Raw genomic sequence first — 22,704 nt, 5'->3', positions numbered from 1 at the left:
AACTGGCTGACGGCGTGTGAGAGACGCCGTCAGCCTTTTACTGCTCCGGCTAGGGATCCTGAGGAAAGCCGGCGTTGCATGAAGGCGAAGAACAGCAGGCTGGGGATGGTGGCGAGCAGGGAACCCGCCGCCAGCGGACCGAGCCGGGCTGTGCCCTCGATCCCGACGAACCTGGCCAGGGTCACTGGCAACGTCGCGAGATCAGGGCTCTTGAGGAGCACGAGGGCGAAGAAGAATTCATTCCACGCCGAGATGAAGGCGAACAGTGCGGTGGCCACCACCCCTGGTGCGAGCAACGGGAAGACCACCTTCCGCAACACTTGCAGGCGAGTCGCCCCGTCAACCGACGCGGCTTCCTCCAGCTCCCGTGGGATGTTGCGAACGAATCCCTGCAGCATCCACAGCGCGAACGGCAAGGCCCACACGACGTAGATCAGGATCAGCCCGGTGTGCGTGTTGGCGAGCTGAACCTCCCGCAGGATGAGGAAGATCGGAATGATCAGCAGCACGAACGGGAACAGCTGGGACAGCAGCACCCAGCCCAGCGCGAGCGTGCCGAGTCTCGTTTTGAACCGGGCCAGGGCGTAGGAAGCTGGCAGGGCCACGAGCACCGTCAGCAACGCCGACGCGAGCGAGACCTGAAGGCTGTTGAACGCGGCCCTGCCGAGCTCCTGCTCCGTGAACGCCTGCACGTAGTTGTTCACGGTGGGCGCATCCGGGATCAGCGACGGATGCAACTGGACGAGTTCACGAGGTGGCTTGAACGACGTCGACAACATCCAAACCAAGGGAAAACCCAGGAAGATGAGGTACGCCGTGAGCGCCACATATTGCAGGAAACGTTTCACTGGTTCGCCTCCCGGAGCCGGCGCCGCAAGTAGATAGCCAGGAGTGCCACGATGATCAGCACCATCACGTTGCCCAGAGCGGCCGCGTAACCGTAGTTGCCGTAACGGAACGCCTCCTCATAGGCGAAGAGCATGGGCAGCATGGTCTTTCCGCCCGGACCGCCTTGCGTGAGCACGTAGACAAGGCCGAAGGAGTTGAAGTTCCAGATGAAGTCCAGCGACGTGATCGCCACGATGACCGGCATGAGCGAGGGCAGCGTGACGTTGCGGAACCGTTGCCACGGGCTGGCGCCGTCAGTCTCGGCGGCTTCGTGCAGCTCCTTTGGCACGCCTTGCAATCCAGCCAAGAGCACGACGGTCGTCTGTGGCATGCCCGCCCAGACTCCGACCAGAATCACCGCGGGCAGTGCGGTCGAGAAATCACCCAACCAGTTGGTACGCAAGCCGTCTGCCCCCACGCGATAGAGCACTTCGTTGAGCAGTCCGGCGTCGGGGTGATACACGAGCCGCCACAGGATGCCTACCACGACGGGCGGCATCGCCCACGGGACCAGTGCCAGCACCCGGGCCAGGCCACGGAACCGCAACGGCTGGTTGAGCAACAGCGCCAGGCCAAGAGAGGCGAAGAACTGCAGCACGGTCACGCCGAACGCCCAGATCAGGCCGACCTTGAACGCGCTCCAGAACAGATCGTCCTGCAACAGCTCCTGATAGTTGGCCAGTCCCGTGAACGTCACGTCAACGTTGCGGCCCGCCCTGGCGTCGGTGAACCCGAGGTACATGCCGCGCAGCAAGGGAAACAGCGACAGCAGCACGATCGGCATCAGCGACGGCAGCAGCAGGAAGTAGATAGTCGCGCGATCGGACCGCTTCACCGCGCCACCTCGCTTGACGCCCGGATCACCAGATGCGGTGCGACTTGTTCCCGGCGGGCAGGCAGGGCAGGGTCCTTGATGCGCTCCAGCAGCAGCCTGGCCGCCATGCCCCCGCGGGCCGCCGAACCCAGCGACACACTGGAGATCTGCGGGAACGACATCCGCCCCAACTCGGTGTCGTCCATGCCCACGAGGGCGACGTCTTGTGGCACGCGCAGTCCCGCGACCAGGAGAGCGTGCAAGGCCCCAACCGCGATCAGGTCGTTAGCGCAGAACAGGGCGTCAGGCACGGTCCGGGACAGCATTCTTTCGGCGGCGGCACGGCCGGCGGCGTACTGAAACTCGCCTATCTCAATCAAATCCTCGTCAATCGTCATGCCATGCGCGGCCAGGGCGGCCCGGAATCCAGCGTCACGAGCGGCGCCCGGAACGGTGTCGAGCGGGCCGTTGATCAGGCCGATGCGCTTGCGCCCTTGTGCCGCAAGGTGTTCGACGGCCATCGCGACACCGGTGCGTGAGTCTGTGCGCACGTTGTCCACGGGAACCGCGTCTGGCAACTGTCCAATGACGACAACGGGCGCGGGGCTATCTGAGATCGCCGCGACGTGGGCGTCGGTGACACGGATCGGCGAGATAATCATCCCGTCGACATACCGGTGTGCCAGACGGCGCAGCAAAGCCGTCTCTGAAGCCACATTTCCCCCGGTCGCGTGCACGACCAGCTGACGGCCCGACTCGGCCACCACTGCCTCGATGGCACGCATCATTTCGACGTAAACCGGGTTGCCGATGTCCTCAACCGCGAAGGCGATTAGGTCGGTGCGCTGGGATTGCAGCGAGCGTGCGATTGCATTCGGGACATACCCCACCTCTGCCGCCGCGGCCCGCACTTTACGGACCGTTTCGGGGCTGGCTCCGAGTCCATTGAGGACCCGCGATGCGGACGCGATCGAAACTCCAGCGAGCGCGGCGACCGTGTGCACTGTCGGCCGTCCATCCGCAGGTTGTAAACGTTTACGATCCACGATCCGCACCTCCGCTTCTCATCTTGTAAACGTTTACGGGAGTCTGCACCCGTAAGGTCCACGGCGTCAAGAGCTTGTTACGGACTTGTTTCCTTGCACCCCGCCTGTGCGACGATGGCCGGCATGCTTGAGGGACTCGACTCAATCGACTGGGCTCGCCTTGGTCACGCCTACGGCACCGCCGACGATGTGCCAGGCCAGTTGCGGGCACTCGCGTCCGATGACGCCGGCCTGCGCGGCAAAGCCCTATACGACCTCTACGGCAACATCTTCCACCAGGGCACGCGTTATGAGGCCACGGCTTACGCCGTCCCGTTTTTGCTTGAGCTGCTTGGCAATCCGGCCGCACCGAACCGGGCGGACATCCTGGGTCTTCTCACCTCAATCGCGATCGGCTATGACGAGCAGTGGCTGCCGTTCCCGCTGCCGATCGCCGCACATCGCGAAGAGTCGGCCGGTGGTGCGGAACTGGTCGCGCAGTCACACGACTACGCGCCTGACGACTTGGAAGAAGACGAAGAAGTAGAGGAGTATGCGTTCCTTGAGGAACTGTCCGATGAGGACCAGAACCGCTACTTCGCTTATATCGCCGTCGCCGCTTACGACGCGGTGAAGGCCGGCGTTGCGTTCCTGCGGACCCTTCTGTCCGATCCAGACCTCGCCGTGGCGACCCGTGCCGCCTACGCCCTGGCTTGGTTCCCCGAAGAAGCAGCGGACAGCATCCCGGTGCTCTCCGCCGCCACGGCCAGCGACCCGGTCTTGTCGGCCACTTCCGTTGCCGCTCTTGGTCTTCTCGGCAGTGACATCAGTGAGGCGTTCCTCACCGACGCGCAACCACTGACCCGCTGGGGCGCCGCGGTCGCACTCGCCCAAACGCACCGCGACACCACTCCCCCTCTCGCCGTGACCGAACTCCTCCACTGGACGGCCAGCCCCGACGCCGCTGACGAGCGCATCCCTTTCCTCAACGGCGATCTGTCTGGCTACGCCGCGATGGCTGCGGTGCAAACAGGTCCCGCCAACGCGGATGCCGCCTTCGCCGCCATGCTGGCCCGCTTCGGCTCCATGTCCGGCACCGCCTCACTCCCCGTCACGGCAGCCGCCCTCCAGCTCGCGTTCCCCAACGGCGCCATCGCTCCCGGCACCCCGTTCTCCGCCTTGGACTCCCGCCAGCGGCAGTTCACCAGCCGCCTAGCCGAATGCCCGAACGCGTGGCTCTACAACGGTTCCACCTTCGGCAACTTCAGCATGATGATGAGCGCCTACTCTCTGCCCAACTCCCGCGAAGCCATGCAATCTTTCACGACCACCTGACGTTCTCCATCACAACCGCCCCCAGGTTGCGCCATCGCCGCCAGCGCCTGCGGGTCAACGGCCGCCGCCCACGTGGGGTCACCCTGCCGCCCCCTACGCGTGGTCCACTGCCGCCGGCCTCATGCGGTGACGCCATGGCCGGTAGGTAGTCGCAGAGTGCGTATGGTTTCTGCCCGCATACACGCGGGCTAACATCCGATCCGTTGGCTTAGTCATTCGCACAGGTCAGGAGTCTGCACCAGCGGAAGCGGGCAACACCGCCAGGTGACGGCCTTGCCCGCTTCCAGCTCAGCCGCATTGGGCGTTCGCCGCTGTTGCCCGTGTGCACTAGTGCAGAGTCCTGACCAGCAGCTCCGCGCGCAATCCCCATCCGATGTAAGTCCCCCTATACGCGGGCAGCGAGCGTACGCGTTTTCCGCACCCATGTAAGGCGGGGCACGCCCCTTCGCCCACTGCAGCGCCGTGGCGCCGCAGTGGGTGAAGGGGCGCAAGGACTTACCAGCGGATGGTGCCGAGGCGGACGTGGCCGCCGTCGGGTTGACGATCGCCAGGTGAGTACCACGAGTACACATAGGACGTTGCTGAGCTGAGCTCTGGATGCCCGACAAACGCGTAGCAGCCGAAGCCGCCACCCTGGCAGTGGTCCGGAACCCGTCCGGCCGGTCCCGCGGTCCACGGCCCGAGCGGCGAATCAGCTGTGTAGAGCCGGAAATGCGGGCTGTCGAAGAAACTGTCCTTGACCATCATGGCGAGCTTCTTGCCGCCGCCCACGCCACTGAAATCCGCGACGTGAATGCTCCACGGCTGGATACCCGTGACCACCGACGTCACCGAGGCGTAGTCGGTTGTCCACTGTGCGGCGGCGCCACCAGGACGGCCCCACCAACGATAGTTTGCCGCGTTGCCCCACATCGCGGGGTCGGCGCTGACTCGTGCGACGAAGACGGTGTCCGGGTTCTGCTTGCTGCCAAACAGATAAAGGTAGCCGTCGTTACCGAACACGGGGTTGGACATCGTCAGCTCGGGCGGCAGCCCGGCCGACATCGGGTTGGAGACGAAGGGTGTGAAGAACCGAAGGAACCGGTTCGTCGCCGGGTCGTATTCGGCCATGCGCCAGCGTTGCACCGGCCAGCCGCGGCCATCTCCAATGGCGACACAGATCTCCGCCCAGAACAGAAGCACGCGGTTGGTGCCCGGGATGCGGGCGCCGCCCGATTCCCAAGCGGCGGCATAACTGTCGCTGCCGGAGCTGCCGCACGCGACCGGTGGATCGTCTGGCGTCACGAGCCCGGTCACCGTCGGGAAGAAATTTGCCGGTGAGGTGAGCCCAGGCATGGGAGCGGCCGGTGGACGGGGCAGTTCGTTCAGGGTGGTTGGCGCGACCCCGGGAACGAAGGGCCCTGCCGCGGCCGTGCCCAGCGCCAGGAACGCCGGGCCGTTGCGCTGCACGGTGTCACCGAACAGCCACAGCGACTGGTTCGGCGAGTAGGCGATGCTGTGCCCGCCATCGCGGCCAATCGGCTTGGCCGTCGTGTCCGCGCCAGACAGAACACGTCCAATGTCGACGGTCCCGCCCGTGCTGGCCGAGGCCGTGCGGAAGTTCTGCGTGGCACTGTAATCCGAGGCGGCGGGCTGAGTGCCCGGCTGCGTCACGACTCCGCCGAAGGAGCCCACACACAAGCCCGGCTGGGCGACATTGGTGTCACCGTAACCGCAGAACTGGTACCGGTAGAACGTGTCCGGTGTCAGCCCGGTTACCGTTTGCTTGAAGTCAATCATCCCGCCGGTGCTGGCGTTGACGGTGACTTTTGGCGTGGTGAGGACAGTCGTGCTGCCGTCAGCCCAATACTGGAACCAGCCGGTGCACGGGTTGTTCATGGTGTCGGCGACACATTCCGTCTGCGCGTGCAGGATCGCCGTCGTGGCGGTGATGTCAGTCGGCGCGGTCGCCCGCCCCTTACAGGCCGCCATCAGCGCTGCGGTCACGGCAAGTGCTAGACAGGCCGCGACCCCCCGTCTCTGCTTAGGACGGTTCATAAACAAATTTCGGGCCATGGCACCGATTGTCAGCCGCCTATGTCTACGGCTCCAGTTTCCGCTCCCCCACTTAGCACAAACTTAGGTTAACGGTCCGGCCAGTACCACAAGGGAGAATCGAGTCTTCCTTGTCCCTCAACGGTTGTCTCGCCTAGTTCCTTGACGAGCTGGGTCATCTGAACGTCCACGGGCTGCTTCTCCAGCACGTCGGCCAGTGCTGAGGCGTGGGTGACAACGATGAGCTGAGCGTTGCGGGCGGCTGAGCCGATCAGTTTGCCCAAGGCGGGCAACAGGTCTGGGTGCAGACTGGTCTCGGGTTCGTTTAGCACCAGCAACTCCGGCGGTCTTGGAGTCAGCAACGCAGCCACCCACAGCAGATAGCGCAACGTTCCGTCGGACAGCTCGGCGGCGGTCAGTGGACGTAACATGCCGGGCTGGCGTAACAGGAGTTCAAAGCGCCCGTTGTCGTTGCGCACCGATAAGCGGCTGCCCTCGAAGGCCAGATCGATGGCTTCCTCTAACGCGGCGGCGTCGCCGATCTCGGCGATCGTTTGCAGAGCGGCGGCAAGGTCGGCTCCGTCGTGACTCAGAACCGGAGTCCGCGTGCCGATCTGGGCGGCGCGTGCGGGGGCGAAGGCGTCGGTGCGCAGGTGGTCATAGAACCGCCAGGAGCGGATGCGCTCTCGCATGCGCATGAGTTCGGGCGCGCGCACGGGATCGGCGAGTTCACTGAGCATGCTGTCAAAGGGACGCAGCGCTTCGCGGATCGTGTGCCAGCGTCCATCAGCGTCACGCACCTTGGCCGTTGGCCCGCCACGAGACGCGATGATGCCGGATGTCCTGAGCACCGGCCCCGCCCACAAACACTCCACTTTGATCTCAGGATCAAGACCAAAAGCCGTGTCAGCTGGTACTGGTAAGCCAAGGTCAGCCGCATAGCCAAAGTCATCCCCGGCGAACCCCAGTTTCAGGCTCACCGGCCCGGTGCGCACCGTCCCCTGAACGGCCTGTTTGCCTTGCTTCATGGCCTTAGTGACGTGCTGCGGGCCGGCCCACATGGTCGAGGGCAGCCCGCCTTCGTGTGCCAGGGCGGACACCGCGCCATTGTTGGCGAAGTTAGCCAGCAACCGCAACGCACGGTAGAGATTGGACTTTCCGCTGCCGTTGGCTCCTGTGATCACGTTAAGGCGGCGCAACGGCAGCACGAGCCGGCGCAGTGACCGGTAGTTCTCGACAGCGAGCGTGTGCAGCACGCCGTCAGCCTATGACCTTGCACTGACGATCCACTCCAGAACTTTTATTAGGAAGCTTTCTTAATAGCTGTTACGGTGTTTTGACATCGATACATGTACACCGAAAGGAGTACACATGTGGAGACTGCGCACCATCGCGACAGCGGCCACCATGATGGTGGTCGGCACCCTGGCCGTGGTTTTGCCCATGACCCAGGCGTCAGCCGTTGACTGTGCCGCCGCATGGAATTCGTCGGCCGTCTACACCGGAGGGATGCCCGCCTCCCACAACAGCCACAACTGGCGGGCCAAGTGGTGGACGCAAGGCGAAGCGCCTCCCGGCACCACGGGCGTCTGGGAAGACCAGGGCATGTGCGGCGGGACGGCACCGCCTCCGGGCGGCAGCTGCACCTATCCCAACTGGGCAGCGGGAACGTGGTACAACGCTGGTGCCATCGTCCGCTACACCAACGGCTTGTACTACATCGCTGAGCACGGGAACCCGGGTTACGATCCCACCATCAGCACCTGGTACTGGGACCCCTTCACCTGCAGCGGAACGCCACCGACGACACCGCCGCCCCATCCCGGCGGCTTCATCGTGACCGAAGATCAGTTCAACCAGATGTTCCCGGGGCGCAATCCGTTTTACACCTACCAAGGCCTGGTCGCCGCTTTGAGCGCCTATCCGGCGTTCACCACGACAGGCACGGACACGGTGCGCCGGCGCGAAGCGGCGGCCTTCCTGGCCAACGTGAATCACGAGACCGGCGGCCTGGTCCACATCGTGGAGCAGAACACGGCTAACTACCCGCACTACTGCGACTGGGGTCAGTCCTACGGGTGTCCGGCTGGCCAGGCCGCCTACTACGGCCGTGGTCCGATCCAGCTCAGCTGGAACTTCAACTACAAGGCCGCCGGTGACGCGCTCGGACTGCCGTTGCTGACCAACCCGTGGCTCGTGCAAAACGACGCGGCCGTGGCCTGGAAGACCGCCTTGTGGTACTGGAATACGCAAAGTGGCCCGGGCACGATGACCCCACACAACGCGATGGTCAACGGCGCTGGCTTCGGTGAGACGATCCGCAGCATCAACGGCTCGATCGAATGCAACGGCGGCAACCCGGCGCAGGTTCAGAGCCGGGTCAACGCCTACCAGCAGTTCGTCTCGATCCTCGGCACGACGGCCGGTAACAACCTCTACTGCTGAACATGAAAGTGTCCACGACGGACAGTCACTGTCCGTCGTGGACACACTCGTTCGGGGGAACGCTCCCGCGCAGGCATTACGCTTGAGTGGTGTTCGATGTGGCCATCGCCGGAGCAGGGCCGGCTGGCGCCGCTGCGGCGATCGCCGCCGCTCACGCCGGCGCGCGCGTGCTGCTCCTCGATCGCTACGACTTCCCCCGGGACAAGGCTTGCGGCGACGGCATCGCTCCACATGCGATTGATGTCGTGCGGGAGCTAGGGATCACGGGCGTGCTCGATGGGTACCCCGAAATCAATGTCCTGCATTTAGAAAGCCCGAATGGGACACAGGCCAAGCGGCCCATGCGACGGCCCGCCCATGTGATCCCGCGAACGGTCTTCGATGCCCGCCTCGTCAGTGCCGCGATCGAGGCGGGCGCTGAGTTCCGGCGGCACGTGGTGCGGCAGATCCGCCGCGACGGCGATCATGTTGAGGTGGATGGGATTCGGGCCCGCACGCTGATCGGAGCCGACGGGGCGAATTCGGTAGTCCGCAAGTTCCTTGGCGTCAAACAGAATCCGCCGGGCCATATCGCGATAGCCATTCGCGGGTACGCCGCACAGCCAGCGGCCGCGGAACTAAGCCAGCGCCTGGTTTTGGCCAAACGGCACTGGCCCGCCTACGCGTGGTCGTTTCCGATCGGCGACGGCAGGCGCAATGTTGGCTACGGAGAATTGATCCAGGGCGAGCCAACGTCACGGGCGCATCTGCTCGACCGGCTCACGACCTTGTTGCCCGGTCTCGGTGAGATCGATGGGCTGCGCGCGCATTTGCTGCCGTTGTCGACGTGGCGGCCGCGTCCCGGGCGGGGCCAGATTCTCCTCGCGGGCGACGCCCTGTCGCTCATCAATCCGTTTACCGGCGAGGGCATCTACTACGCGCTCGTGTCCGGAGCCTTCGCCGGGGAGGCGGCCGCGATGGCCGGTCCGCTCGCCGCGCACTACTACAGCAGGCGGCTGCGAGCCCAGCTGGCGCGGCACCTGCGGCACACGACGCTGACCGCCAAGCTCGCGGCGGCACCGTGGATCGCCGACGCGGGGATTCGCGCGGCAGCCGACGATCAGGCGGTCTTCGATACGTTCGTGGAGTTGGGTCTAGGAAACGGACTGCTCAGCGGCCGCTTGCTGGCCGGTGTCACGCGCCGGGCGATGGGTGTACCATTTGGTACATGGAGTACGCCGAAAGCATCGTGAGCACAGCTCCCCGCGACACCTGCTGGAGCGCCCTGTCTGAGGTGGCGACGTGGCCACAGTGGACCACCTCCATGACGGAGGTGGCTGGACTGGACGGGCCAAACCTCAAGCCGGGCAACCGGTTTCGTGTGACGCAGCCCGGGCTGCCGAAGGCCGTCTGGGAGGTGACCGAAGTCAAGGAGGGCGAGTCGTTCGTGTGGGTCAACCGCGCACCTGGCGTGCATACCGTGGCGTTCCACCGGCTCACCTCCCGCCCTGACGGCACGGAGATCGCCATTGGCATCACGCAAACCGGCCCGCTCGCTTGGCTCGTGGGCGCGCTGACCGCGGGCAAGACGCGGCGTTATCTGAAGCTGGAAGCGGCCGGGCTCAAGGCGGCAAGCGAATCCCATCGTGTCTGAGGCGGGGCAAGCCCTGCTCACCAGATGCGTCGAAGTGCTGCAGCGCAACGGCTTCAGTCAGCTCAGCCTACGCGAGCTGGCGGCAGCCGTTGGCACGAGTCACCGCATGCTCATTTATCACTTCGGCAGCTGGGAAGGTTTGCTGGCCCAAGTCGTGGCACGGGTTGAAGCCGAGCAACGGGAAGCGCTCGCGAGCCTGGCCGCGCACGAGAGCGATCTTGCCGAGGTCGGAAGGCTGTTCTGGCAACGGGTCAGCGATCCCGCGCTGGCTCCGGCTGAACGCCTGTTCTTCGAGATCTATGCACAGGCGCTCTACGGTCGTGATTGGACGCACGAGTTCCGGCGGTCCGTTATCACGGCTTGGGAAGCTCCCGTGAGCGAACTGTTACAGCGCAACGGCTTTAGCGCCGCTGACGCCCGGCGGCGCACCCGCCTCGGCATCGCGGCGACACGTGGGCTGCTGCTCGACTTGCTGCTGACCGGTGACCGGGAGGTGCTCAACGACGCGGCCGAGTTGCTCGGTGAAATCCTGCCCGCTAAGCCGCCGAAGGCGGGCCGGGCAAAGAGCGCGTCAGCAAAGTGATCGCGGCGAAGGCGTCCGGGAAACTCGTGCCTGACGGATATTGCGTGAGCACGGCGACGATGTAGCGGTCGCCTTCGCCAACGGTGCCGCTCGTGTGCAGCACCCGCCCGTCCATCAACGCCGGCTTGGCGCCCTTGAAGACCGGTGCCGTCGCCGGGACGGACAGCGGCGGTGTCTGTGCCGTGCACACGATCGGCGGCTTGTCGCCAAAACCCCACCAGCCTTGTTTGGCCGTCCACGGGCGGCCAAACGCGACCGGAATGCCGAACGTCTGGTGGTATTGGTCGGTGCCGCATGGCGTTGACTGCCGCAAGTGGCCCATCATCAGATCCCGAAGTCCGGCAGGGCTCTTGTCGAGCAGATGCTGATAGACCCGCACGATGTCGTTGGCGCTCAAGGTGGTTGAGCCCCAGCCCTTGAGCCCAACCGCTGACGGAGGCTTGGTGTCCTGCAGCCCGAGCCGGGAAATCATCCGGTTGATCGCGGGCTCACCGCCGATGCGCTGCCAGAAATAGGTCGCGGCGTTGTCGTCGCTACCGCGCAGCATGATCTCCAGCTGACGTTGATCCTCACTCGACAGTGCGTAGCCTGGCCCCCTGTCCCACAGGTAGTCCATGGCGATCAAAAGCTTCACCAGTGACGCGGACCGAAACCGGGTGGCGGCATTGACCTGCACTGTGAACGTCGCGCTCTGCCGGTCGAAGACGGCGACTCCGGCGTGCACCCCTTGCGGGACAACGAGTGTCTTTGGCGCCGGCAGAGACAGTGACGGAACCGGGGCGACGCTGTCGGAAGACGCCGGCGTGGGCACGGGCGGCGACATCGCCGGAGGTGCCGTGCCGCACCCGGCTGCCAGTAGGAGAACCGCGGCGAGCGGCATTGCCCGGACCATGAGCAGATCCTGCCCTAGCGCTTGATGCCCTTCAAGTGGCGGCCAAACTCCCGGGCGATCTCAGCCTTGGCGTCGCGCTCCGCGATCGCCTGGCGCTTGTCGTAGTCGGTCTTTCCACGGGCGAGGCCGAGCTCGATCTTCGCCCAGCCGTTCTCGAAATACATCGACAATGGAATCAGCGTGACACCGCGATCGCGTACCTTGTCGAGGATCTTGTTGATCTCAATGCGGTGCAGGAGCAGCTTCCTGATGCGCCTTGGCGAGTGATTGAGCCGGTTGCCGTAGGCGTATTCGCCGATGTAGAGCCCGTGCAGCATCAGCTCGCCGTCACGTTCCTGAGCGAACGCCTCCACGATGGAGACCTTGCCTGCCCGTGCCGACTTCACTTCGGTGCCCAGCAGCGCGATCCCAGCCTCATAGGTCTTGATGATCGTGTAGTCATGCCGCGCCTTCTTGTTGGAGGCGATCAGCTTACGGCTGCCGGTCTTTTGCATCCGCCCATGCTAAGACCCACCTCAGCCGTCCCGCGCGTGAGTTTCTAGGGAAGCGCTAGAAGACCTGCGTGAAGTATTCGCGGCTGACCGTCGCCTGGAAGCAGTGCCAAGGGCACATCGGTGACCGGGCCGTTTCACCGGCCCGGTCACGATCACTTGCTGGTTAAACGCTGCACGGCTTGTTTTCGAGGTTCACCTTCGACTCGCCGATGATCACATCGGTCAGCAGGGTGTCGAGCACGACAGCCTGCCGAGTCAGGACGCCTGGTGAACTGGTGGTGCTATTGAGGCGTAGCGACCCGATCACGAGCGGAATGGTCAACGGCTGACTGCCCACGGTGATGGACACTCCGTTGATCTTCAGTCCCGCGACGTTCGACGCGCTCGCGAACTGCGGAGTCAACTCGCCCTGCGGTCCGACGACACAGGTCACCGAAGCGCTGGACGAGATGACGCCAATCTCGATCGTCACCAGGGTCGCGGTGATCTTGGTCCAGTCGACCCGTGCTGAAGCGGTCGCTCCGTCACCGGCGGCTGGCGGGTTGATGATGAGGTTGTCCGGCGTGACCGTGGTGTGCGCTTCGAGCGCCTTCGCCTGCACGTTGAGAATGCCGGCGTTCAGGTTGACCTGAGCCACGATCTCGTCGTCGTCCACGCACGGAATGTCCTGCGGGTTGGCCCGCGCGACGATGATCCCGGCGAGGTTCAAAGCCGTTGCCTGACAAGAGAATCCACCCTTGCGCACGAGAGCTTCGATGCGAAGGTCGGACAGCACCGGGCTCGCGCCCGCAGGACTTGCCGTGAGTGTCGCCCGTACTTCGATGTACCGTCCCGTTTTCAAGAACGGCACCCCGTTGCTGACCGTCGTCCACGGGGCGGCGGGCAGTCCCGCTTCTGTGTCCGCGGTCCTGGCTTCCACGGTGATCGACGTGCCAGGCGGGACAGAGCCTTGGGCTTCGGTGTTCCACGTGACCTTGCCCCACGGCCTGCCGTTGAGACCGCCGTCCTGCACGACCGACCAGGTGCCCACGGGTGCCGTGATTTCCCCAAGGACCGCGCCGGTCATGTCGCTGTAGTTGTAAGGCCCGGCGCCAGCGCCCAAATCGACCGTCAAGTCAACGGCGCCCACGGGGAACCCGCCTCCGCCGATGGGTCCCGCGGCCGGGTCGATGCGCTGCGCGTTGTTCGTGTTGATGTTCGCTACCCAAACTTTTCCGTTGCTGTCAACGGAAACTCCGGTCGGGCCGTTGCCACCCGGCAGCGTCACGTTGCCGACGTAGGTGCCGTCGGTGCGCAGGTGCCCCACGGTGGTGGCACCGTTGAGGGAGTGTGCGACCCACACGTTGCCGCTGCTATCGACCGCGACACCCTGGGCATAAGGGAATCCATGCGTGTAGTTCGCGAGGACTGTCCCGTTTGGAGCCAGCTTGACGATCCGGTCGCAGCACAGGCTTGTGTGCCAGATCTCGCCCGTGATCGGGTCCATGCCAAGGCCATAGTCGCCGTGCGAGGTGTCAAGACAGGCACCGGCCCCGCCCGGGACGTAGCGCAATAGGTTCGCCCCATAGCGCGCCGACCATAGCGTCCCGGCTTTGTCGATCAGACCGCCGTAGCCACCGCATCCGAAGTTCACCAGCGTGCCCGGGATGACTTGCCCGGTCATGCCGTCGACCTTCTCGTGCTCGGTGTCCGCTCCACCCGTCCACACGTCGTTGTTGCCATCAACGGCAACGGTTCGCGTGTTGGTGCCGGCGACCCGCGTGTAGTTGACGATGCATTCGTCCGCGGCTGTCGTGACGCCGCCGTTGTTGTCGGCTCCACCGGTGTTCGTCCACGGGCGGATGTCGCCCAGGCCACGGGACGTGGCGTACAAGCCGTCGAGGTTGCGGTCCTGGCAGGTGTTGTAGAAGAACGGGCCCTTGAGGTAATCCCCTGTTGGATTCGGCGTTCCGTCCGCGTTGGACCGGGTGCCCCCGGTGATGACCCCGACGCGGGTCATCGAGCCGCGCCCGCCTTCGTTCTCGTTGCGGTTTGACAGCCACGTGTTGCCGCGGCGGTCAACCGTTGTGCGGGAAGGGTTGCGCCCACGTCCATCCGGTGCCGACAGCCATTCCCCGACGATCGCGCCGGTGTTGACGTCGATGCGCACCATCGTGCCGCGGGCGGAAGCCGCGACGTTGACGTACGGGAAGAACGCTTCTTCCCGGTCGAGCTGTAACTGATTGTTGTTGGGGGCGTCGTGGTTGACGTCGGTGAGCACGCCCTGGTCGAAGTCGGCGTCCGTCGTGTACAGGACGTTGAGGCCGGCGACCGGTGCCGCGTTGACCGGGGTGCCGGCCGCGACGCTGGTGAAGAGCAGGCAGCTTGCGATGAAAGCCGCTCTGCCGCGTTTGGACAGTGCCATGTCCATCCTCCCTGATGGGCATCCCGGGCGGGTGCCACCAGGGCAACATAGAACATATAGATAGTCATGAGGATGAATCACGCGGAAGGTGAAGATGCATGAGTGATCGGTCTACTGATTTGACCGGCACGCCCTGGGGTAAAGCCAGGATGTGCCGGAACCTGGAACCTTGCTAAGTGACCGCTACCAGCTCGGCCACCTGCTCGGGGCAGGCGGCATGGGCGACGTGTGGCAGGCGAAAGACGTCCTGCTCAACAGGGAGGTGGCGGTCAAGATTCTGCGCCCGGCCCTGGCCGCCGACGACAGCTTCACAGCCCGTTTCCTGACCGAAGCCCGCATTATGGCTGTCCTGCACCATCCCGGCATCGTGAGCATCTACGACTACGGCACTGAAGACCCGCAAACCGTCTATCTGGTCATGGAATGTGTCGAGGGCGTTCCGTTATCGGATATTATCGACACTGAAGGACGAATTGGCGTATCCCGCACCCTCGACATCATCGGCCAAACGGCTAAAGCCCTGGCGGCAGCGCACGCGGCGGGGATCATTCACCGGGACATCAAACCCGCGAACCTCCTGCTGACCGCTGACGGGACGGTGAAGCTCGCTGACTTCGGGATCGCCCGGTCCGCGGACAGCACCCAGGCGACGCAGACGCAGGGCGTCTTTGGCACCGCCCGCTATATGGCGCCGGAGCAGGCACTAGGGCACAAAGTAACGCCAGCGGCCGACATCTACGCCCTCGGCGCGGTCGCATATCACTGCCTGGCCGGTCAGCCGCCCTTCGATGGCGAAACACCGGTGGAGGTCGCGCTCCACCACGTGCAGGACGCACCGGCTCCGCTGCCCGCCGACATCCCGGCTGGAGTGGCCGAGCTGGTCGCGATCGCCATGGCGAAGGATGCCGCCCAAAGGTTTCCGACCGCGCAGGCGTTCGCGGACGCGATAGCCACGGTTAACACGAACAACGATGCGACACAACGGCTCGCGTCGTTCGCGGGGGTCGCCGCCGTACCGCCGCCGCGTGATCCAGCGTCGGACACGCTCACCGAAATGGCACCCGTGTCCAGCAAGACACCCCGGCTCGCCATCGCGACCGGGCTGATTCTGCTCCTGGCCGGCCTCGGGGCGTTTGTCGCGTGGGGTTTATCCAACAGCCCCGACACCGTGATTCCCGCGCCGGATATCAGCGGCACGGCTGTCGTTAGTGGACAGCCGTCAGCCGGGCCAACCCGGACCAGCACCCCTGGGACCCGGCCGCCGTCCACCGCGCCCACGACCCAGGCGCCCACGCCAAGCCCCACGCCTCCGGTCACCACCAGCCCGCCCGCGACCACGGCGGCTCCGACCACACCGGCCGTGACGACCAGTCCCCCAGCGGCGTCGGTCGCACCGGACTAACCGTTAAGCGGTTCGGCCTGCTTCCAGCACCATTCGCTTAGCTCACGGTCCTTTGCCGACAGTCCAGCATGCGTCCAGCCTCCCGCGTTAGCGGTCGCGATCTGGCCGTCTGGCAGCTCCGCGCATTCACCAACACTTGGCACACGCCGCATCAGCTCACCCAAAAACGCGAGCACGATGTCGTTAGCCGTATAGCCACGGTCGTCGAGCACGTCATAACTGTTGCCATCATTGGAAACGCTGGCAACCGGGCGAGTGCCATCGAGCACGGAGCGGGTGGTCAGCACCCACGCGTCAGGGCCGACCGGAAACGGGAAGCCGGGCGCCATCTCGCCAACGAGTTTCCAGCCACCTTCAGGATGCCCGGAGACGGGCAGCCACGCGAACGCCTGTCTCGTGCGGCTGCTTGGCGTGGCGTCCGGCTCCCACGGCCAGGTGCCGTTGCGATCGGGCCACACGAGTTGCTGTACCGGCATAAAGGTGCGATAGAACCGGTGGATGGTGCCAAAGAGACTGTCGTTCCACGACTCGTGCACCGGCCGCAGCTGGGTTTCAAAGCCGCCCAGAACGCCGGGGAAAGGCACGAGCGGTTCAGGCCAGCCCTGGTCACGGCCCAGGTAGACGAAATCGTTGAGCCAATGCTGCATGTTCTCGCCCTGGAGCCCGAACATCACGATTTCGGGACGGCGGAAGGTGTGCCAAAGTCCCACGGTATAGGCGAAATCGAGGGTGCCCACCACGCGCAGTGAGCACCAGCCATGGTCACGCACGGTTTGGACGATGCCGGCATCGCGTCCGGGATCATCGTCAAGACAGATCACGCAGAAACAGGCTTCCATCCGCGCGACGATACGTCACCTTGCGGTCGGCTCGTCATCCCCGTGCGGTTCGGCCACCTCGGTGGTATCCGGGTCAAACGGGCCTTCGTCGGAAGGCTGGCGCAGCAGGGCATCATCTTCCCCCGCAAGGGTTTCGTTGTTGCTGCGTGGGTCATACGGGTTCGGAACGGTTGTCATGCCCCTTGTCATACCCCGCTGCGCGAAAACTACTACCAATCGCCGAGCTGGACATCCAGCGTCTTGCGGCGTCCCGTCAGCCACATGACCATCTGCCGGGCCTGTTCTGCGTCGAGCCGGCCGGGCAGGTTGGCCAGGCACTGGGCCAGTTCCCAGGCGGTGTATTCGCTGGACCACTGCTCCGCTGAGTACCCCAAACCAAGGTCCATATGATGGATTTCGACTTCCCGCAGCCGGCGCACAGGGCTTTCGGTGATTCCCCAATAGTCGCCGGCCATCAGATGCGCGTTCGGCCAGCCCGCTTCCTCGCACTGGCGCCACATGTCTTCCAGCTCACGGTTGGACCGCGCCACGTCGGCGATGAGTTCTTCGGCCGGGCGCGTCGCGCCGGCCTCGATGTCGGCGTCTCGCTGCGGCCCGCCTCCGGGGTAGCGCTTGACTTCCTCGCCGCGCAACGCGCCAGCGAGCCGCATCGTGTGCCCATCGGCGTTGCGGGCCAGGTGCGTGAGCACGTGCCCGACTGTCCAATCCGGAAGCAGACTCGGCTGCTGAGCCTGCTCGTCTGTCAGTGTCTTGATCTGATCGGTTAAACGTTGATGCGCCTCAATGGAAAGCGCTATGGCCTGACTCGGGGAGAGTTCCATGACCCGATCATGCCACTACGCTTTCCGGGGCGGCCATGGGATAAAGCCGCTGGTTCGGCGGATGTAGTCCGCGTATCCCGGCCGGCGTTCTTCCATGCCCTTTTCCAGCAACGGTTTTCCGGTCTTGCCAGCCAGGAAATAGGTCATGACAAGCGGCGAGAGGATGGTCGCCGCCCCGGCCCAGGAACCGCACGCGATGAGGTAGAGCCCCCACCAGACGCACGCGTCGCCGAAATAGTTCGGATGACGGGTGAAGCGCCACAGCCCGGTGTCGAGCACCTTGCGCTTGTTGGCAGGGTCGCGGCTGAACCGGGCCAGCTGATAGTCGCCCACCGCTTCGAAGAAGAAACCGGCCGCCCATACGGCCACCCCGGCAGCTAGCCACCACGATGGACGGCCGGGGTCATACTGCGCCACCTGCACCGGCAGCGAGACAAACCACATAATCGCCGCTTGAAGGAGATAAACCATTCTCAGCGCGTACGCGTTGCGGCTCCCTTTGGCCTTAGACAGCAACTGTTCGTAACGTGGGTCTTCGCCGTGCCCACGGGAGCGAAGGTAGATGTGGGCGGACAGCCGGACACCCCAGATGACGGTCAGCAGGGTGACGATGCCGCGTTGCCACGGATGGCCGTGCCCTGACGACAGCACGAACGTGGTCACGGCGATGGCGGAAAAGCCGAGTCCCCACGCGATGTCGATAACGCGGTGCAGTTGACGCGACGCCCCGACGGCGAAAGCGATGAGCACCACGGCCACGGCGGCCAGTGCCGTGACCCAGAAGTTCGTCACCATGGATTCTCCCAGTAGCCGCTCTTGCCGTTAGCGTATGGCCGCACAGCGAGGAACTGGTCCACGCCCATCCGCCCGGCGGCGAACGCGAGCCCGCCTCCGGCCAGGTAGAGCCGCCAGATCCGGGCGCCCGGTTGACCAATGAGTTCAACGGCGTCATCCCACTTGCGTTCCAAAGTGGATAGCCATGCTGCCGCTGTCAAAGCGTAGTGTTCCCGCATCGCCTGCACGTCGCGCACTTCGAGGCCGCCTTGCTCCAGCAGGCTGACCGTCTGACCGGCTGGCCGCATGTGCATGTCGGGCGCGATGTATGACTCGATGAACGCACCGCCGCCAGGAGCGTTGGCGCCCCGCGACATTTGCTGCACGAGCAGCCGCCCGCCCGGTTTCAGTAACGCGTGCAGCTTCGACACGAACGCCGGATAGGCGTCGTCGCCCACGTGCTCGCCCATTTCGACGGTCGCCACGGCGTCAAACGGCTCTGACGAGATCTCACGGTAGTCCCGGTGCAGGACCTCGACGTATTCTGTGAGCCCGCGTTCGGCGATCCGTTTGCTGACATAGGTGTGCTGCTGAGCGGAGAGCGTGACAGCCGTGACCTGAGCACCGAAAGCCGATGCGGCGTAAAGGGAAAGCGATCCCCAGCCGCAGCCGACGTCGAGCAAACGCATGCCCGGGCGCAGGCCCAGCTTGCGGCAGATGAGGGCGAGCTTGGCTTCTTGCGCGGCTTCCAGTGTCATCGACGGCTTGGACCAGTAGGCACACGAGTAGGCCAGGTGCGGGTCGAGGATCAGCTCGTAGAACTCGTTGGACAAGTCGTAGTGATAGCTGATCGCCGCCCGGTCGCGGTCCTTGCTGTGCACCTGACCCTCAAGGCGCGCTTGCCGTGTGGGCGCGGGCGGTTTGGGGCCGAGGATCCCGTGCCGTGCCGCCGATCGCAGCGCGCTAGCCAGCACCGCCGGGCGCAAGGTGACCTTGCCGCGCGGCATGAGGCTCAGCGCCTGCCCCAAGTCACCGATCACGTCGAGTTCACCGTTAACGTAAGCCTGCGCCAGGCCAAGTTCGTTTGGCTGCCAGAGCAACCTGCGCAAGGCAATGCGGTCCGCTATCACGAGGGCAGGCCCCTCTGACGGACCGTCCTGGCTGCCGTCCCAGGCGATGATCTGCAGCGGGAACGGATAGCCGAGAATCCGCCCGGCCAGCCCGGTTAGCTCCTGAGCGATCGTCGTCATGCCGCCACCTTTAGTCTCGCGTGCGCGCCGAGCAGAAACTGGTGCACGTTCAGGTAACCGGAGGCGAACCCGGCTTCGGAATAGGCAAGGTAAAGCTCCCACGTGCGCCGGAACCGCTCGTCGAACCCGATGCTGTCCACATAGGACGCTTGCGCCAGGAACCGCTCGCGCCACAGTCGCAGCGTCTCGGCATAGTCGGAACCGAAAGCGTGCTTGCCGAGGACGGGCAGTCCACTGAGCCGCTCGATCGCCTCGACGGACGGAATGAGACCGCCGGGGAAGATGTATTTCTGGATCCACGTGTAGGTGTTACGTGTGGCCAGCATCCGGTGGTGGGCCATCGTGATGGCTTGCAGCCCAATCCTTCCGCCGGGTGCGAGCAGCCGGCGCAACGCGGCGAAGTAGTCCGGCCAGTAGCGCTCTCCCACCGCCTCGATCATCTCGACGCTGACGATCACGTCATACGCCTGCTCGCCCGGGATCAGGCGGTAGTCACACAGGCGCACGTCGACTCTTTCGGCCACGCCTTCGCTTTCGGCGTACGTCCTGGCGTAGGCCCTTTGTTCTTCGGAAAGCGTGACCGTGTGCACGATGGCGCCACGTTTGGCGGCCCTGACCGCGAGCTCGCCCCAGCCGGTGCCGATTTCGAGGAGCCGCGTTCCCGGCCCCGTGCTCGTCAGGTCGAGCAGCCGGTCGATTTTGCGGCGCTGCGCGTCAGCCAAGCCCTCCCACGTCGCTGGCGATTCGCCGAAAAGCGCCGAGGAGTAAGTCATCGTCTCGTCCAGAAAGGAGGCGAACAACTGATTGGACAAGTCGTAGTGCCGGGCGATGTTGTGCTGGGCGTTAGCCAGCGTGCTGGCTTCACTGCGCGGAAGCGCGGCGGCATAGAACCGGCGAATCCATTGCAGTCCGCGGGGAACGATGGTCTCCACGTGCGCGGCGAGCACCGCCAGCGCTTGGGGCAGCTCGTCGCAGTCCCAGTCACCGTCCTGATAGGACTCCCCGAAGCCGATCAGCCCATGGCGGCCCAGCTTGGCATAGAACGCCTCCGGCCGGTTGAGCCGCAGCACAGGATCGCCCTGTGCCCCACCGCGCAGCGTCCCGTCAGGCAACGCGAGGCGCAGCGGCAGCCGCTCGACAGTCCGTTGCACCAGTGCCTTGGCGATCGCCGCCCTCATGCCGCCTTCCTCCTTGGCCTGGGGACGACCGGCAAACCACGTAGATACAGCCGCACGCCGTGATATCTGATCCGTGCCGCCACGAGCATCGCTGACACCATGAACCGCAACACTTTTGGCGCGGTCATTGGGACGGCATGTCCTGTTAGGCTGGCGCGAAACGGCCTGCCGCCCGCGCGGGTGAGGCTAATGCGCAAGCGCAGCAACTCTTCCGGCAACGGCAAGCGCATCTGGTACTCACCGTCGACTTCAAAGAACGGAGAAACATAAAAGCTTTTGCTGGTACGCAATAAGCCGTCCTCTTTCGGCGTCAGCCAATACCGGTGCTGACCGCCATACGTGTTGTGCACCTCGGCGACGACGTTTTCCAGCGTCTGATCGGCCTTGAAGCACCAGTAGATGCTGATCGGATTGAAGACGTGGCCGAACACTTTCGCCTGAGTCAGCAGGAATACCCGGTCGCTGGTCAGGCCGAGCTGTGCGCGCAGGTCGCGGGGAAAGCTGATCACCGGCCGCATCCACCACCGCAGCCTTGGCAAGTTGTCGATGTCGACCAGCCAGTAGTAGGTGCGGTGGGCGAACCCGTACTTGAACGGGACAGTCCGGTTGTGCCGCACCGTGCTTTCGTAGAGGACGGCTACCACACCGCCCCCAAGCGCCAGGCCGCCTGAACGCCGGAACGGCAGCCGTCTTCGTGGAATCCCCAGCCGTGATACGCACCGGCGAAGGCCAGCTCACGCGTGCTCAAGCCGGGCAGGTCGCGCTGCGCCGCAAGGGTTTCCGGAGTATAGAGCGGGTGGCGGTAGGTCATGGTGGCGTGCACGCGCCGCACGTTTTCAGCGCCACCAAGGGTCACCACGAAGGGTGTGTCAGAGTCCAGGCGCTGCAAGCGGTTCATGTCATAGCTGACGCGCACGGCGCCTGGCCCCGGATCGCAGGAGGGAAGCAGATAGTTCCAGCTCGCTCGCGCCGCCCGTGCGCGCGGCAGCACCCGCTCGTCAGAGTGCAGCACTGTTTCGTTCTGGGAATACTGAAACGCCCCCAGAACGGACCGCTCCGCCCGGGTCGGGTTCACCAGCAAACGCAGCGCGTCGTCGGCGTGGGTGGCGATGACGGCAGCGGCGAAGTCTTTGGTAGTCCCGGAATCGTCCGTTATCTCCACGCCCGCTGGATGCCGCCGCACCGCGCGCACGGGAGTCATCGAATGCACGGCGGTGAGGCGTTTGGCGATGCGTTCCACATAGGACCGCGAGCCGCCCACGACTGTCCGCCATTGGGGCGAGCCTTTGACCGAGAGCATGCCGTGGTTGGCCAGGAACGTGAACAGATAGCGCGCCGGATATTCCAGCGCCAGCCTTGGTTCGCAAGACCAGACGGCTGACACCAGCGGCACGGCGAAGTGCTGGATGAAATAGGCGCTATACCGCCCTTGGCGCAGGAACTCGCCCAGCGTGGGGCTGTCGTCTCCGGCGTCGAGCAGCGCCTGGGCCTGCCGGTGAAACACGGGCACCTGGGTCAGCATGCGCAAGTAGCGTGCGGTGACAGCGTTGGCGGGCCGGGCGAACAGGCCGCTAAAGCCCCGTGCCCCGGCGTATTCCAGTCCGCACCCGCGGCACGAGATGGACATGCTCATCTCGGTGTCCTGCGTGGACACTCCCAGCTCACGAAAGAGCCGCAGCAAGTGCGGGTAGGTGCGTTCATTGTGGACGATGAACCCCGAGTCGACCGCCCAGGTCTTCGCGCCCACTGGCACATCGTGCGTGTGCGCGTGCCCACCGAGCCGCGCCTCCGCTTCGAAGAGGGTGACGTCAGCCGTGTGCTGTAGGACGTAGGCCGCGGTGAGCCCGGACACGCCGGACCCGATCACCGCGACTTGCCTTCTGGCTCTCATAA

22 protein-coding genes are annotated in these 22,704 nt (G+C 64.9%); 6 read left to right on the top strand and 16 right to left on the bottom strand.

What is annotated here, in order from left to right; all coding sequences use genetic code 11:
- Positions 1–29: 29 nt before the first annotated feature.
- From A3E1_RS0112000 to A3E1_RS0111990, 3 genes are read right to left on the bottom strand one after another with little or no spacing between them, the layout of a single operon-like run.
- Positions 30–848 carry a carbohydrate ABC transporter permease gene (locus tag A3E1_RS0112000; protein WP_020521013.1) on the bottom strand — a complete coding sequence of 273 codons (819 nt, stop codon included), beginning with the start codon at positions 846–848 and terminating at the stop codon, positions 30–32.
- On the bottom strand, positions 845–1,723 hold the full coding sequence (locus A3E1_RS0111995; protein WP_020521012.1) for a carbohydrate ABC transporter permease: 879 nt from the start codon (positions 1,721–1,723) through the stop codon (positions 845–847). The genes A3E1_RS0112000 and A3E1_RS0111995 overlap by 4 nt, the downstream gene beginning before the upstream one ends.
- Positions 1,720–2,748, bottom strand: a complete 1,029-nt coding sequence (locus tag A3E1_RS0111990; RefSeq protein ID WP_051104993.1) for a LacI family DNA-binding transcriptional regulator — start codon at positions 2,746–2,748, stop codon at positions 1,720–1,722. The genes A3E1_RS0111995 and A3E1_RS0111990 overlap by 4 nt, the downstream gene beginning before the upstream one ends.
- Before the next feature lie 123 nt (positions 2,749–2,871).
- Between A3E1_RS0111990 and A3E1_RS39970 the strand changes: the two genes are divergently transcribed.
- Positions 2,872–4,062, top strand: a complete 1,191-nt coding sequence (locus tag A3E1_RS39970; protein WP_157631464.1) for a HEAT repeat domain-containing protein — start codon at positions 2,872–2,874, stop codon at positions 4,060–4,062.
- 495 nt (positions 4,063–4,557) lie between these two features.
- Here A3E1_RS39970 and A3E1_RS0111980 read toward each other — a convergent pair whose 3' ends face one another.
- Both A3E1_RS0111980 and A3E1_RS0111975 read right to left on the bottom strand, forming a co-directional pair.
- Positions 4,558–6,048 (bottom strand): hypothetical protein, encoded by a 1,491-nt coding sequence (locus tag A3E1_RS0111980; RefSeq protein ID WP_020521010.1) that lies wholly within the window; start codon positions 6,046–6,048, stop codon positions 4,558–4,560.
- Positions 6,049–6,185: 137 nt separating this feature from the next.
- Complete coding sequence (locus A3E1_RS0111975; RefSeq protein WP_020521009.1) at positions 6,186–7,352, bottom strand: AAA family ATPase; 1,167 nt, start codon at positions 7,350–7,352, stop codon at positions 6,186–6,188.
- A gap of 115 nt (positions 7,353–7,467) precedes the next feature.
- Between A3E1_RS0111975 and A3E1_RS0111970 the strand changes: the two genes are divergently transcribed.
- The 4 genes from A3E1_RS0111970 (at position 7,468) to A3E1_RS0111955 (ending at position 10,757) form a co-directional block, all read left to right on the top strand.
- A complete protein-coding gene (locus tag A3E1_RS0111970; protein ID WP_020521008.1) occupies positions 7,468–8,541 on the top strand; it encodes a glycoside hydrolase family 19 protein in 1,074 nt (357 codons plus the stop codon).
- 86 nt (positions 8,542–8,627) lie between these two features.
- Positions 8,628–9,773 carry an NAD(P)/FAD-dependent oxidoreductase gene (locus A3E1_RS0111965; protein WP_020521007.1) on the top strand — a complete coding sequence of 382 codons (1,146 nt, stop codon included), beginning with the start codon at positions 8,628–8,630 and terminating at the stop codon, positions 9,771–9,773.
- A complete protein-coding gene (locus tag A3E1_RS0111960) occupies positions 9,749–10,174 on the top strand; it encodes an SRPBCC family protein (protein ID WP_020521006.1) in 426 nt (141 codons plus the stop codon). The genes A3E1_RS0111965 and A3E1_RS0111960 overlap by 25 nt, the downstream gene beginning before the upstream one ends.
- Complete coding sequence (locus A3E1_RS0111955; RefSeq protein WP_020521005.1) at positions 10,167–10,757, top strand: TetR/AcrR family transcriptional regulator; 591 nt, start codon at positions 10,167–10,169, stop codon at positions 10,755–10,757. Before A3E1_RS0111960 ends, A3E1_RS0111955 begins: the two co-directional genes overlap by 8 nt.
- Here A3E1_RS0111955 and A3E1_RS39965 read toward each other — a convergent pair.
- From A3E1_RS39965 to A3E1_RS0111940, 3 genes are all read right to left on the bottom strand, one after another.
- Entirely contained in the window at positions 10,711–11,649 is a 939-nt protein-coding gene (locus tag A3E1_RS39965) for a serine hydrolase (RefSeq protein ID WP_020521004.1), read from the bottom strand. The genes A3E1_RS0111955 and A3E1_RS39965 overlap by 47 nt on opposite strands.
- Positions 11,650–11,663: 14 nt before the next feature.
- Positions 11,664–12,143, bottom strand: a complete 480-nt coding sequence (gene smpB / locus A3E1_RS0111945; RefSeq protein WP_020521003.1) for an SsrA-binding protein SmpB — start codon at positions 12,141–12,143, stop codon at positions 11,664–11,666.
- Positions 12,144–12,306: 163 nt separating this feature from the next.
- Positions 12,307–14,547: a Vgb family protein gene (locus A3E1_RS0111940; protein WP_020521002.1), complete on the bottom strand. Its 2,241-nt coding sequence runs from the start codon at positions 14,545–14,547 to the stop codon at positions 12,307–12,309.
- Between the two features lie 169 nt (positions 14,548–14,716).
- Here A3E1_RS0111940 and A3E1_RS0111935 point away from each other — a divergent pair, with 169 nt between their 5' ends.
- Positions 14,717–15,949: a serine/threonine-protein kinase gene (locus tag A3E1_RS0111935; protein ID WP_026208343.1), complete on the top strand. Its 1,233-nt coding sequence runs from the start codon at positions 14,717–14,719 to the stop codon at positions 15,947–15,949.
- On the opposite strand, the gene A3E1_RS44630 is transcribed toward A3E1_RS0111935, so the two are convergent.
- Genes A3E1_RS44630 through A3E1_RS0111895 form a run of 8 tightly spaced genes read right to left on the bottom strand, consistent with a single transcriptional unit; the run spans position 15,946 to position 22,702 of the window.
- The gene (locus A3E1_RS44630; RefSeq protein ID WP_020521000.1) at positions 15,946–16,788 is read right to left on the bottom strand and encodes a DUF4262 domain-containing protein; all 843 of its coding nucleotides are present in this window, start codon (positions 16,786–16,788) and stop codon (positions 15,946–15,948) included. The genes A3E1_RS0111935 and A3E1_RS44630 overlap by 4 nt on opposite strands.
- Positions 16,789–16,803: 15 nt before the next feature.
- Positions 16,804–16,965 carry a hypothetical protein gene (locus A3E1_RS47055; RefSeq protein WP_020520999.1) on the bottom strand — a complete coding sequence of 54 codons (162 nt, stop codon included), beginning with the start codon at positions 16,963–16,965 and terminating at the stop codon, positions 16,804–16,806.
- 32 nt (positions 16,966–16,997) lie between these two features.
- On the bottom strand, positions 16,998–17,609 hold the full coding sequence (locus A3E1_RS39955; RefSeq protein ID WP_020520998.1) for a maleylpyruvate isomerase N-terminal domain-containing protein: 612 nt from the start codon (positions 17,607–17,609) through the stop codon (positions 16,998–17,000).
- 15 nt (positions 17,610–17,624) lie between these two features.
- The gene (locus tag A3E1_RS0111915) at positions 17,625–18,404 is read right to left on the bottom strand and encodes a DUF1295 domain-containing protein (protein ID WP_020520997.1); all 780 of its coding nucleotides are present in this window, start codon (positions 18,402–18,404) and stop codon (positions 17,625–17,627) included.
- Positions 18,398–19,633 (bottom strand): SAM-dependent methyltransferase, encoded by a 1,236-nt coding sequence (locus A3E1_RS0111910; protein ID WP_020520996.1) that lies wholly within the window; start codon positions 19,631–19,633, stop codon positions 18,398–18,400. The genes A3E1_RS0111915 and A3E1_RS0111910 overlap by 7 nt, the downstream gene beginning before the upstream one ends.
- Positions 19,630–20,811 carry an SAM-dependent methyltransferase gene (locus tag A3E1_RS39950; protein WP_020520995.1) on the bottom strand — a complete coding sequence of 394 codons (1,182 nt, stop codon included), beginning with the start codon at positions 20,809–20,811 and terminating at the stop codon, positions 19,630–19,632. Before A3E1_RS39950 ends, A3E1_RS0111910 begins: the two co-directional genes overlap by 4 nt.
- The gene (locus tag A3E1_RS0111900; protein ID WP_020520994.1) at positions 20,808–21,455 is read right to left on the bottom strand and encodes a DUF1365 domain-containing protein; all 648 of its coding nucleotides are present in this window, start codon (positions 21,453–21,455) and stop codon (positions 20,808–20,810) included. The genes A3E1_RS39950 and A3E1_RS0111900 overlap by 4 nt, the downstream gene beginning before the upstream one ends.
- Positions 21,449–22,702 (bottom strand): NAD(P)/FAD-dependent oxidoreductase, encoded by a 1,254-nt coding sequence (locus A3E1_RS0111895; RefSeq protein WP_040390738.1) that lies wholly within the window; start codon positions 22,700–22,702, stop codon positions 21,449–21,451. Before A3E1_RS0111895 ends, A3E1_RS0111900 begins: the two co-directional genes overlap by 7 nt.
- Positions 22,703–22,704 lie beyond the last annotated feature (2 nt).

Origin of the sequence: Catelliglobosispora koreensis DSM 44566, from assembly GCF_000379685.1 — a bacterium.
GTDB classification, from domain to species: Bacteria; Actinomycetota; Actinomycetes; order Mycobacteriales; family Micromonosporaceae; genus Catelliglobosispora; species Catelliglobosispora koreensis.
The sequence above is the reverse complement of the archived record's forward strand: the minus strand, read 5'-3'. Positions and strand labels throughout refer to the sequence as shown.

Excerpts from the sequence above, each read along its gene's own strand:
- A3E1_RS39970 (WP_157631464.1), top strand. The coding sequence starts at position 2,872 with ATGCTTGAGGGACTCGACTCAATCGACTGGGCTCGCCTTGGTCACGCC.
- A3E1_RS0111970 (WP_020521008.1), top strand. The coding sequence starts at position 7,468 with ATGTGGAGACTGCGCACCATCGCGACAGCGGCCACCATGATGGTGGTC.
- A3E1_RS0111960 (WP_020521006.1), top strand. The coding sequence starts at position 9,749 with ATGGAGTACGCCGAAAGCATCGTGAGCACAGCTCCCCGCGACACCTGC.
- A3E1_RS39965 (WP_020521004.1), bottom strand. The coding sequence starts at position 11,649 with ATGGTCCGGGCAATGCCGCTCGCCGCGGTTCTCCTACTGGCAGCCGGG.
- smpB (WP_020521003.1), bottom strand. The coding sequence starts at position 12,143 with ATGCAAAAGACCGGCAGCCGTAAGCTGATCGCCTCCAACAAGAAGGCG.
- A3E1_RS0111940 (WP_020521002.1), bottom strand. The coding sequence starts at position 14,547 with ATGGCACTGTCCAAACGCGGCAGAGCGGCTTTCATCGCAAGCTGCCTG.
- A3E1_RS44630 (WP_020521000.1), bottom strand. The coding sequence starts at position 16,788 with ATGGAAGCCTGTTTCTGCGTGATCTGTCTTGACGATGATCCCGGACGC.
- A3E1_RS47055 (WP_020520999.1), bottom strand. The coding sequence starts at position 16,965 with ATGACAACCGTTCCGAACCCGTATGACCCACGCAGCAACAACGAAACC.
- A3E1_RS39955 (WP_020520998.1), bottom strand. The coding sequence starts at position 17,609 with ATGGAACTCTCCCCGAGTCAGGCCATAGCGCTTTCCATTGAGGCGCAT.
- A3E1_RS0111915 (WP_020520997.1), bottom strand. The coding sequence starts at position 18,404 with ATGGTGACGAACTTCTGGGTCACGGCACTGGCCGCCGTGGCCGTGGTG.
- A3E1_RS0111910 (WP_020520996.1), bottom strand. The coding sequence starts at position 19,633 with ATGACGACGATCGCTCAGGAGCTAACCGGGCTGGCCGGGCGGATTCTC.
- A3E1_RS39950 (WP_020520995.1), bottom strand. The coding sequence starts at position 20,811 with ATGAGGGCGGCGATCGCCAAGGCACTGGTGCAACGGACTGTCGAGCGG.
- A3E1_RS0111895 (WP_040390738.1), bottom strand. The coding sequence starts at position 22,702 with ATGAGAGCCAGAAGGCAAGTCGCGGTGATCGGGTCCGGCGTGTCCGGG.